An 11,001-nucleotide genomic window follows, 5' to 3' on the forward strand; every position below is an offset into this window, starting at 1 on the left:
GATGTCGATGGTTTTGCGAGCGCCCGGCTGTTCGTGACCGAGCTTAGCTCGCGCTCGGCTTTATGCGTGCTGGACAAGCGAATGCAGCGCCTTGACCGCGGCCTCGCGGTTCTCCACCGGGACGAACAGACTGACCGAATGCGGCGACAACACGTAACTGTCGGGGACGATCCCGTGTTGTCCGAGAACCTGCAACGCCCTGAACGGCAATTCCGACGAAACGCCGCCGAAGCAGGTGAGACTGACCGAGCTTGAGGCTTCGCGCTGCGTGCGCAGATCCTTGGCGTGCTCCAACGTGCGGAGCAGGGCGTCGAGCCACTCTGCATCGCAGGCCACGGTCATGCTGGTTTTTCCCAGGGTGAAGCTCGAGGCGAGGAGCTGCGGCCAGGACAGGCTGCTTTGCTTGAGATGTTGCGCGAATACTTCGAAGCCATGATTGAGATCGTTGGAATCGATTTCCACATGCTCGATGCGCGCCATCGAGTTGACGGCCAGAACCCTTCCGTTTTCCATGCCTGCAACCTCCTTCATCACTTGCGTGCTGTGTTCGACGCCGCCCCACCGCTTGATGACCAGCGGCACATCCTGACTTTGCGCCAGCTCTACGCTGCGAAAATGCAGGATCTTTGCACCCCAGAAGCACATTTCGGACAGGGATGCGAAGTCCACTCGCCGCAGGGGTCTTGCATCCGGCGCGATGCGCGGATCGGCCGAACAAATTCCGTCGACCTCTTTGATGATTTCACAGCGTTCGGCTTTCAGCGCCGCGGCCATCGCAACGGCCGTGGTGTCGCTGCCGCCCCGGCCGAGCGTGGTGATTTCCCTGGTCGCCGGGTTCACGCCCTGAAATCCTGCCAGCACCACGACGCGACCGCGATCAAGCTCCTCACGCACGCGAATGGGCCGTACATCCAGAATGCGTGCCGAGGAATGCGAGTCGTCGGTCATCACACCGGCCTGGCTGCCGGTGAAGCTGATCGCGGGTACACCGAGGTCGGCAAGCGCCATGCTCATCAGGGACATGCTGATGCGCTCGCCGGTCGTCAGCAGCATGTCGAGTTCACGGCGATTGGGAGCAGGACTTACCTGATAGGCCATCTGGATCAACTGGTCGGTGGTCTTGCCCATGGCGGAGACAATCGCCACGACACGATGACCGCGGCCTTGCAGGTCGGCAAGACTGCGCGCGACCGCGCGAATTTTCTCCGGTGTTTCGAGACAGACACCGCCATATTTTTGCACGATGATGGAATGGTTGCGCATCTAACCTCGGTGAGAAGCCTCGCCCGTCTCGTCCATTGAACCGACACCGCCTATCCATGTGCCGACGACTTCAAAGTTCGGATTGAAGGCGACAAGGTCCGCGCGGTATCCAGGCGCGATCCGTCCAAGCACGGACTCAAGGCCCAGGAATGAAGCGGGCGTCCGAGAGGCCATGATGAGGGCATCGAGAAGAGAGATTCCGGCGAGCTCAACAGCGTTGCGCACCGCCTCGATCATGGTGAGGTGAGCACCCGCGAGGCTGCCATCGGGGCCAGTCAGGCGATTTTCACGCAACGTGATTTGCCTTCCCTGCAGCGTGAATTGTCGGTCGTTCGTGCCCACGAGTGGCATGGCGTCAGTGACCAGCATCAATCGATCGCGTCCCTTGCAACGGAAGGCAACACGCAAACCGGCGCGGTCAACGTGGATGCCGTCGCAGATGATCCCTGCAAACAGCCGGTCATCCCAAAGCGCGGCGCCCACCAAGCCCGGCTCCCGGGCGTTCAACTGCGACATGGCATTGAACAGGTGGGTCACCCCCGAGACACCGCGATCGACCGCCTGGCCGATTTCGGCTGCGGTGGCGTCGCTGTGGCCGGCCGCGATACGCAATCCGGCGCCAATCAATTCATCGATCATGGACGCGGGCACGCATTCCGGGGCCAAGGTCACAATGGAGCGGCCGCGGCCCCCAAAACTTTTGATCGCGGTGAGATCGCGCCGATCGGGCACGCGTATCTCGGCTTCCGGATGAATGCCCTTGCGAGACCTGTTGAGGGCCGGCCCTTCCAGATGAAAGCCGAGCACGCCGGGAATCGTCAGACAAGCCTGGGCGACTGCAGCCAATCGCTCGATGACCTCGCTGCGATCGGTGATGAGGGTCGGCAGGCAGCCCGTGGTCCCCTGCTTACGGTGCGCCTCAACGATGCGTCGAACGCCAGCCTCCGTCGGCTGGTCGTTGAGAAGAACGCCCCCGCCTCCGTTCACCTGGATGTCGATGAATCCGGGTGCAAGGATCGCGTCTGCGGGAAGGTGGATGGAGGCGTGTGCCGCCGCCTCGCCGAAGGTGATGCTTTCAATCCGCCCCTGCGATATCCTGACCGACCCCGGGCCGCGCATGTCGACACCATCAAAGATGTGTTGCGCGGCAATCGAGAGAGAGGCGGAAGACCAAGCGTGGCCCATCTGTATTGATCCGAGAATGGCAGTCACGGACTCGTGAGGCGAGTCTGGTACAACACCCCATATGTACACCAAGCGGCTTCGGGAGGGACCCGGAGCGAAACCCTGGCGTTAACTTTCCATGGGAACAAAAGGTACCACGTATCTCGGCATTGATGGCGGCGGAACCCGCTGCCGCGCCCGGATCGAGGACGAAAGCGGCAGGGCGGTCGGTGAAGCGAGCTCCGGACCTGCTACGACGCGGATCGGCTTCGAGAAGGCCTGGCGGTCCATCATGGAGGCCACCGAAGCGGCAGCCGCACAGGCCGGACTGACGCACGAGGATTTCGCGCGGATGCACGCCGGATTTGGCCTTGCCGGAATTGGTCGCCGGGGCGCGGAAGCGGCGCTCAACAAGATCGCGCATCCCTTTGCGTCTGTCATCTTCATCAGCGACGGCCTCGCGGCCTGTCTCGGCGCCCATAGCGGCGCGGAAGGGGCCATCGTGGTAGCCGGTACAGGCTCGGTGGGTGTCGGCCTGATCGACGGCCGCGAAATCCGTCTCGGCGGTTACGGCTTTCCCGTGTCGGACGAAGGCAGCGGCGCTGACATCGGCCTGCAGATTGTTCGATTGGCACTGCGGGCCGCGGATCGCCGCGGCGAGCTGACCCCATTGCTTTCAGAGGTGCTGGGTGCATTCGATCATGACCCCTATCAGGCGGTGGCTTGGTCTGAAGAAGCCAGAGCCACGGACTACGCTGCGTTCGCGCCGATCGTGATGCGCCACGCCAACCAGGGCGATCCGGTCGGCCGTCGCATTGTCGAACGCGCGGCCGATGCCATTGGCGATCTGCTCGATCTGTTCCTGGCGAGAGGAGTTGACCGGCTCTCGCTGGTGGGCGGACTCGCGGATGCCATTACCCCCTGGCTGACGCCTGACCTGCGCGCTCGCCTGAGGCGTCCCGACGCCGACGCGGCGGCCGGCGCGTTGCTGGTGGCGCGAGGGCGGCTTGACCTGCCCAAAAGAGAAACCGACCATGAACAGGATTCAAAGTTCCGCGTTTGATGGCGCACGGATCAACTATATGGCCACCGAAGAAGTCGATCCCCGCTTTGCCGATCTTGATGCATGGTCGCTGACGTCAGCGATGGAAGCGATGTGGGAGGGCCAGCTTGCGGCAGTCGCGGCGATCGGCCATGCCCTCCCCGCGATCACTGCGGCGACCGAAGCGGCCAAGGCGGCGCTGGGCGATCACGGACGCATTGTATATGTCGGCGCCGGCACCTCGGGCCGCGTGGCGGTCCAGGACGGCGCCGAGTTGCTGCCGACCTTCGCCTGGCCCAACGAGCGCGTCCGCTTCATCGTCGCCGGCGGAGACAGCGCGTTCGTCACCAGCGTCGAGGGCGCGGAGGATGATGTCGATGATGCGGTCACGCAAATCAATGCCGCGCGGCTCACACCGCACGACGTGGTGATCGCCGTTGCCGCCAGCGGGACAACACCATTCACGGTCGCGGCGCTGCAGCAGGCAGGCTCTTTCGGTGCCGTGACGATCGGCGTCGCCAACAATCCCGGCACCGCACTGCTGGCATCGGCAAAGTTTCCGATCTTGATCGAGACCGGCTGCGAGCTGATCGCTGGCTCGACGCGGATGAAGGCGGGCACCGCGCAGAAGGTTGTGCTGAACCTGATCTCTTCAGGGATCATGCTGCGCCTTGGCCGGGTGTATCGCGGCATGATGGTGAACATGCAGCCGACCAATGCCAAGCTGAAGCGGCGCGCCGAGGCCATGGTGGCGCAAATCGCGCAATGTGATCCGTCCCACGCGGCACGCTCGCTCGAGCAGGCCGAGGGAGACATCAAGACGGCTAGCCTTCTGGCGTTGGGTGTCGACAGGGTTGATGCCGAGACCATTCTGAAAAACTGTGACGGCAACCTTCGGCACGTGTTTGCCGAGCTCGCCAAGGATAGTGACAAGGATCGTAACAAGGATGGTGACCGGCATCCCAAGGGAGCAGCGGCGCGCAAGCAAGGCGGAGAGATTGACCCGTGACAACATCCGCGATGGCGAGCGAAATCGGGGAAAGCGCGGATGTCGTCGCCAAGATTGTTCGTAACCGCCCCGCCACGCGCGACATCGCGCAGCGAATTGGGATTGGCTCCGCGCCCCTGTGCGTTGTGTGCGGCCGGGGAAGCTCCGGGCATGCGGGGGTTTTCCTAAGATACCTTGTCGAGACGCGGCTTCGCCTGCCCGTTTCCGCCAGCGCTCCTTCGGTGATCACGGCATTTCGTACGCCCTTGATGCTGCGCGATGCGCTGTTCGTCGTAATCTCGCAATCCGGGCGCAGCCCGGATCTTGTCGCGGCGACCAGGTCGGCGCGATCAGCGGGCGCCCGCACCGTCGCCATCGTCAATGCGACGTCGTCGCCGGTGGCTGACGCAGCGGAGTTCGTGATTCCGATCGAAGCCGGCAAAGAACACTCCGTAGCGGCGACCAAGACCGTGATCGGCTCGATGGCCGCCAGCGCCGGACTTGTTGCCGAGCTGGCGGAAGATCGTGCGCTGCGGTCAGCCCTCGACAGGCTGCCCGAGCGCCTGCACCGCGCGCTGGCGCTCGACTGGTCCGGGATTGCCGATGATCTCGCCAAAGCGTCGGCCGTGTTTGTGGCGGCGCGGGGCCTGGGCCTGGGCTCGGCGCGGGAGATCGCGCTCAAACTTTCGGAAATCCTGCGCCTGCCTTCCATGGGTCTGAGCGCCGCCGAGCTGCAGCATGGGCCGCGGGCCGCGTTATCATCGCGCACGCCGGTTATCATGATGCGCCTCATGGATGAAACGGCGGCCACGGTGGACGCGCTGGCAGAAGAATTGCGCGCACAGAAGATCGCGCTGCATCTATGCGGCGGACCGCATGGCTCGCTGCCCTGGCTCGCCGAGGATGACCCCGCAACCGACCCGATCACCATGCTCGTTCCAGTCTATCGGATGATCGAGCAGACGGCGCGCGCGTGCGGATTTGACCCGGATCGCCCCCCTCGCCTGAGCAAGATTACCGAGACGTTTTGACAGGTACTGCCGTTGACTGGCGACCGAAAGCTGGACCACCGCCGCGCCAGTTTCGCAGAACAAGCGACCTCATGAAAACGTAACAAATGCGACAAAGACCAAACGAACCAGCAAAATCAACGAATTCGCGGGTGTCCGCGTGCTCGACACGGTCTGGTTGCAGGTTGGTGTGATATTCAAATGATAACGAAACAATGGCGAGACAGGAGGCTCGATGCGGCCGCGACGGGCTTTTGCTGCAAACACCAGGAGCGTTAGCGACAGTCCGACAACTCCATCGCGCGAAAATTCATCCCTGATCCAGGCCTTACCTGTCTCTAACGTCGTCCCATTTTTGTGATTAATAAATTTTAAATATTTAATTGACGTCTAAATTAAACGAATTAAACATTTAAAACTGTGTCACTCCGAATACTAAATCGATTGTTCGAGGGTGATTGCCATGCTGACACAGACGCCGAGCCTTTTGTCTGGGGAGCCACTCCCTGTTCCTCTGCCGCCAGAGGCCGGGCTTTCTTCCGTGAACTCGACGCAGACTTCGAATGCGACCCCATCCGGCCCTCCTGTCGGTTCGAGCACTCCTGCGGATACCGGCAGCCTTACAGCGGACCCGCCGCCGAGTGATCTGCTCGCGACGACGTTGCCCGAGGCGGCGACGACGGCCAACTCAGAGGCGGAGTTCAATCCGCCGGCGTCCGAAACGGCGAGCGAGCCGAAGCAAGACCTGATGATGGCTCGAACGGTGCCCGACAACTTGGCCAACCTCCCTCCGAGCACGATCGCCCACTGGAGCAATCCGGGCGGCGGGTCCTGGAACGCCGCGACGAACTGGACTACCGGTGTCCCTGGGCGTGCCAATAACGTGGTGATGGATGCGGCTCGAGCTTATACCGTCACGAGCGCGAGCAGCGTCGACATAAACAACCTGGTCGTCCATTCAGGCGTGAATTTGTCGAGCAATCCGGGCACGCTCTTCACCGTCGAAGGCAGCGTAGCCGATAACGGAATCATCCGAGCCGGCCCGTCCGATGGAAACCAAATTTCCACCGTAGATATCAAAGGCAACGTCCACGGCACCGGATCGTTGCACATTTCAGACCAGGCAGTCCTCGAGATCGGAGGTGCTGTTTCCGGACAACTGACAAAGGGGTCGTTTTCCGGGATCATCGTATCTTTCGACGCGGCAAATGGTGAACTCGTCCTCGATGATTCGGCGCAGTTCCAGGGCCTGATCACAAGCTCGTCGCCGGGGGCGGCGCTTGCGGCGGGTCAGCTCATCGATCTGAAGGACCTTGCGTTCACCTCGTCGATGTCGACGTCTGTTCAGTACGACGTCACCTCAAACACCAGCAAAGTAAACTTCAGCAACGGTTCTACCGCCATCTCCTTGCTATTTTCCGGACAGCATTCGACCTGGACTCTGAATAGCGACGGGCATGGCGGCACCGTTGTCGCCGATCCCTCTGGCACGCATCCGTTGGAGGCGGCTCTTGCGCCGAGCAACATGGTCGGCGCGTCGTCCGCAACCCTGGCGCAGTCGGCCACAACAGACCCGACCGGTTCACCGGGGACGAATGCGTCCCCATCCGACCCTCCTGTCGGTTCGAGCACTCCTGCGAATACCGGCAGCCTTACAGCGGACCCGCCGCCGAGCGATCTGCTCGCGACGACGTTGCCCGAGGCGGCGACGACAACGGCCAACTCAGAGGCGGAGTTCAACCCGCCGGCGTCCGAAACGGCGAGCGAGCCGAAGCAAGACCTGATGATGAGTCGAATGTTGCCGGACAACTTGGCGAACTTCGCTCCGAGCACGATCGCCCACTGGAGCAATCCGGGCGGCGGATCCTGGAATGTCGCGACGAACTGGACTACCGGTGTCCCTGGAGTTGCCAATAACGTGGTGATGGATGCGACTCGAGCTTATACCGTCACGAGCACGAGCAGCGTCGACATAAATAACCTGGTCGTCCATGCAGGCGTGAATTTGTCGAGCAATCCCGGCACGCTCTTCACCGTCGAAGGCAGCGTCGTCGATGCCGGAATCATCCGAGCCGGCCCGTCCGATGGAAACCAAATTTCCACCGTAGATATCAAGGGCAACGTCAACGGCACCGGATCGCTGCACATCTCAGACCAGGCGGTTCTCGAGATCGGAGGTGCTGTTTCCGGACGACTGACAAAGCGGTCATTTTCGGGGATAACCGTATCTTTCGACGCGGCAAATGGTGAGCTCGTCCTCGATCATTCGGCGCAGTTCCAGGGCCTGATCGCAAGCTCGTCGCCGGGGGCGGCGCTTGCGGCGGGCCAGCTCATCGATCTGAAGGACCTTGCGTTCACCTCGTCGATGTCGACGTCTGTTCAGTACGACGTGACCTCAAACACCAGCAAAGTGAACTTCAGCAACGGTTCTAGCACCGTCTCCTTGTTGTTTTCTGGAAAGGATTCGACCTGGACTCTGAATACCGACGGGCATGGCGGCACCGTTGTCGCCGATCCCTCTGGCACGAATCCGATCGTGCAGGAAAACCAGTTGCCGGGCACGCCGAGGAGCACCTGGTGGGTCAATCCAGGTGCCGATTCGACTAACCTCGAGGGATTCACGACCGCGATCAGCACCAATATAGGCGACACGGTGCAGTTCAAGATCGATGATCTGACGGGCAGCTCGAACTATCAAATCCAGATTTATCGACTTGGGTACTACGGAGGAAACGGCGCCCGTCTGGTGACCACGCTGCAACATCAGGGCACGGCCCCGGTCCAGCCGGCCCCGACCACGAACCCGGCGACCGGAGAGGTCGACGCCGGCAATTGGAGCGTCACTGATTCATGGTCCATTCCGACCACGGCCGTATCAGGCGTTTATGTCGCCAACGTCGTCCAAGGCACTCAAGTTTTCCAGATTCCGTTCGTCGTCAAGGATCCCAACTCCACAAGCGACATCGTCTTTCAGACGTCTGATGAGACCTGGCAGGCTTACAACGGTTGGGGCGGCGCCAGCCTATATGGAGGCAACGGTCCTTCCCAGGGCGGCGCGGCCTACGCGGTCAGTTACAACCGCCCGATCATGACCCGGGATGGAGTAGGTCTGTACGCAAATTCAGATGATAGTGTGTTTACAGGCGAATACCCCGCAATCTACTGGCTGGAAGAAAACGGCTACAACGTAAGCTACATTTCCGGCATGGATACAGCGACCAATGGCGCGTTGCTGCTCAACCACAAGGTGTTCATGGATGCCGGACACGACGAATATTGGACCGACAGCCAGGTCGCGAATGTTCAGGCCGCGGCAAACGCGGGCGTCAACCTCACGTTCCTCAGCGGCAACGAGATCTTCTGGCAAACCCAGTTCACACCGAGCATAGACAGTAGCAAGACAGCCAATCGCACACTGGTCACCTACAAGGACAGCCACTTTGAGCAATTGATCAACCCTAGCGGGCAGGGGACGGGCACCTTTGAGGCCCCCACCAATTGGGGCGGTGCCGCCATGCCGTCCAATGCGCTGACGGGAACGGTGTTCTCGGTTGACGAGAGCGGGAGTCTTGGGACCATCAAGATTCCCTACAGCATGACCCAGTTGCGTTTCTGGCGCAACACAAGCGTCGCGGCCACGACACCCGGCCAGACAGCTTCGCTGGAAAGCGGCCTGCTAGGATATGAATGGGACTCCTCTCCTGATAACGGCTTCATGCCTGCCGGCCTGATCGACCTCTCTTCGACGACGGTCCAGGAATCGTCGGCGTTCAATACGGAGTTCGGGAACGTCGACACAAGCGGTACCGCAACCCACAATCTGGTCGAGTACCGTGATCCCACCAGCGGCGCGCTGGTGTTTGGGGCGGGCACCGTCTTTTGGTCATGGGGCCTGTCAAACCAGCACGATTCTTCGCCGGACGGCAATCAGACAAACGCCGATCCGAACGTCCAACAGGCGATGGTGAATCTGTTTGCGGACATGGGCGTCCAGCCGCAGACGCTGCAGGCAAGTCTGGTGATCGCGAGCCAGTCGACCGATCACACCGCGCCAACGTCCAAGATCACCAGCGTGTCATCCTCGTCCGTGATCGAAGGCCAAACCGTGACCGTAAGCGGTACCGCGACTGACGTCGGCGGCGTGATTGGCGGCGTTCAGATTTCGACCGACGGTGGAAAGACGTGGCACGTGACGAGCGGTCAAGTTGGCACGCAAACAGTCAATTGGACCTACACTTTCAATGCGCCGGCCAAGGGGTCGTACAGTATCGAAACCCGAGCGGTCGATGACAGCCTAAATCTCGAGACACCGGGTTCCGGCGTGTCGTACACGGTTTCACCGTCCACGTCCCTCAACCTGTTCGGCTCGAGCGCCACGCCTGCTACGGCTGATGTAAGTGACCCACACGGCGTGGAAGTCGGTCTCAAGTTCACGTCAAGTACCAACGGCCAAATCACCGGGATCCGCTTCTATAAGGGGTCCCTGAACACCGGCGCCCATGTGGTTGATCTTTGGAGCGCCAGCGGCACACTGCTGGCGACCGCCACGTCCACCAACGAGACCGCCAGTGGCTGGCAGCAGGTCAGCTTCTCCAGTCCTGTGAACATTGTTGCAGGCACGACCTATGTCGCCTCGTACCACATGACCAATGGCCAATACTCAGATACGCCTTACTATTTCGACACGCTCCAAAATCCGACAAACGGATCTCTGTCCGCAACGGCTAACGGTCTGAATGGCGTTTTCGCCTATTCCTCAGGGAGTATCTTCCCCACTAATATCCCTGCCTCTGGCGACAACTACTGGGTCGATGTCGTCCTTAACGATACCGGCTCGACGACCGAGACGCCGCCGGTGCTGGTGACCCAGACCGCCAACCAGAATGCGGTCGTCGGCTCGGCCTTCTCGCTGACGCTGGCTGGCACCTTCAACGATCCCGATGGCGGTGCCCTCACCTATTCGGCAACCGGCCTGAACGGCGCGGCGCTCCCCTCATGGCTGACGTTCAACGCGGCGACGCAGACGTTCAGCGGCACGCCGGCATCGGCCAATGTCGGCACCCTTGGCGTCCAGGTTTCGGCCACCGATCCGGCCGGCCTCTCTGCCAGTGAGACCTTCAATATCGCCGTGACCACGACGTCCACGACGGTGAGCCTGTTCACCGCGTCGAACACCCCGACGCAGACCAGTTTGAACGATGGCTCCGCGCTCGAGGTCGGAGTGAAGTTCACCTCGTCCACTGCCGGCCAGATCACCGCGCTCAAATTCTACCGCAGTCCCGGCGATACCGGCACCGATCTCCTCGACCTGTGGAGCTCGACCGGCACCAAGCTTGCCAGCGCCACCTTCACCAACACCACCGCAAGCGGCTGGCAGACCGTGACCTTGGCGACGCCGGTCTCGATCACCGCCAACACCACCTATGTCGCGTCCTACCACACAAACGGCGCGTATGTAGCGACCAGCAATTTCTTCACCAACGCCGTCTCGAGCGGCGCGCTGACGGCGCCCTCCTCCGCCTCGTCCGGCGGCA

6 protein-coding genes are annotated in these 11,001 nt (G+C 61.5%); 4 read left to right on the forward strand and 2 right to left on the reverse strand.

The features are described 5' to 3' along the window. Positions 1 to 60: 60 nt before the first annotated feature. Complete coding sequence (locus AC5ZGW_RS02205) at positions 61 to 1,263, reverse strand: aspartate kinase (protein WP_130223290.1); 1,203 nt, start codon at positions 1,261 to 1,263, stop codon at positions 61 to 63. Continuing rightward, positions 1,264 to 2,448: an N-acetylglucosamine-6-phosphate deacetylase gene (gene nagA / locus AC5ZGW_RS02210; RefSeq protein WP_130223292.1), complete on the reverse strand. Its 1,185-nt coding sequence runs from the start codon at positions 2,446 to 2,448 to the stop codon at positions 1,264 to 1,266. A gap of 118 nt (positions 2,449 to 2,566) precedes the next feature. Between nagA and AC5ZGW_RS02215 the strand changes: the two genes are divergently transcribed. The 4 genes from AC5ZGW_RS02215 to AC5ZGW_RS02230 form a co-directional block, all read left to right on the forward strand. After that, positions 2,567 to 3,490, forward strand: a complete 924-nt coding sequence (locus AC5ZGW_RS02215; RefSeq protein WP_130223294.1) for a glucosamine kinase nucleotide-binding domain-containing protein — start codon at positions 2,567 to 2,569, stop codon at positions 3,488 to 3,490. 19 nt (positions 3,491 to 3,509) lie between these two features. Then, positions 3,510 to 4,478 carry an N-acetylmuramic acid 6-phosphate etherase gene (locus tag AC5ZGW_RS02220; protein ID WP_130223324.1) on the forward strand — a complete coding sequence of 323 codons (969 nt, stop codon included), beginning with the start codon at positions 3,510 to 3,512 and terminating at the stop codon, positions 4,476 to 4,478. Then, on the forward strand, positions 4,475 to 5,488 hold the full coding sequence (locus AC5ZGW_RS02225) for an SIS domain-containing protein (RefSeq protein ID WP_245474522.1): 1,014 nt from the start codon (positions 4,475 to 4,477) through the stop codon (positions 5,486 to 5,488). The genes AC5ZGW_RS02220 and AC5ZGW_RS02225 overlap by 4 nt, the downstream gene beginning before the upstream one ends. A gap of 442 nt (positions 5,489 to 5,930) precedes the next feature. Continuing rightward, positions 5,931 to 11,001, forward strand: a 5,071-nt coding sequence (locus AC5ZGW_RS02230; RefSeq protein WP_496113849.1) for a N,N-dimethylformamidase beta subunit family domain-containing protein, incomplete at its 3' end; no start/stop codon positions are given.

It is taken from the genome of Bradyrhizobium sp. Crot121, from assembly GCF_059512385.1.

Bases quoted from the DNA above. Each gene is read 5' to 3' on its own strand.
- AC5ZGW_RS02205 (WP_130223290.1), bottom strand. From the start codon at position 1,263: ATGCGCAACCATTCCATCATCGTGCAAAAATATGGCGGTGTCTGTCTC.
- nagA (WP_130223292.1), bottom strand. From the start codon at position 2,448: ATGGGCCACGCTTGGTCTTCCGCCTCTCTCTCGATTGCCGCGCAACAC.
- AC5ZGW_RS02215 (WP_130223294.1), top strand. From the start codon at position 2,567: ATGGGAACAAAAGGTACCACGTATCTCGGCATTGATGGCGGCGGAACC.
- AC5ZGW_RS02220 (WP_130223324.1), top strand. From the start codon at position 3,510: ATGGCCACCGAAGAAGTCGATCCCCGCTTTGCCGATCTTGATGCATGG.